The sequence below is a fragment of the Neisseria sp. P0001.S005 genome, assembly GCF_051963715.1.
The window spans coordinates 1-365 of record NZ_JBQCTZ010000772.1 but is presented as its reverse complement, the minus strand read 5'-3'; the positions used below and the strand labels follow the sequence as shown (position 1 = coordinate 365).

Genomic DNA, 365 nt, shown 5'->3' with positions numbered 1-365 from the left:
CCATCCGTCAAAAACGATCCGCTGGCAATACTTGCCCCGACATTACGGACAGAATGCACGACATCCGCCAAAGCATAAACGTCTTCCTTGGTGTAATCCGTTTCCAAAGCACGGGTCATCTCCGCCCCTTGCGAAACCACCAAATGCGTTTCTACCTGATGCTCACGCAAAAGCTGCAAAGCTTTCACGCCATACTGAAAACCGCTGGCACCGCTGATGCCGACAACCAAACGCTTCATTGTATTTCCCTGTCTCGGCCTAAAGATAAATGAAAGGCAGATTCTCAAGACGAAAAAATAACCGCTAAAAAGCGGTTAGATTTTCTAATGTGGTGCCGACAGCGAGATTTGAACTCGCACAGCCTA

At 48.5% G+C, this 365-nt stretch carries 1 protein-coding gene; it reads right to left on the bottom strand.

The window, feature by feature from the left end:
• Positions 1 to 239 (bottom strand): flavoprotein (locus ACTHSP_RS22795; RefSeq protein ID WP_440347103.1); only part of this gene is annotated, 239 nt, incomplete at its 3' end.
• Between the last annotated feature and the right edge of the window lie 126 nt (positions 240 to 365).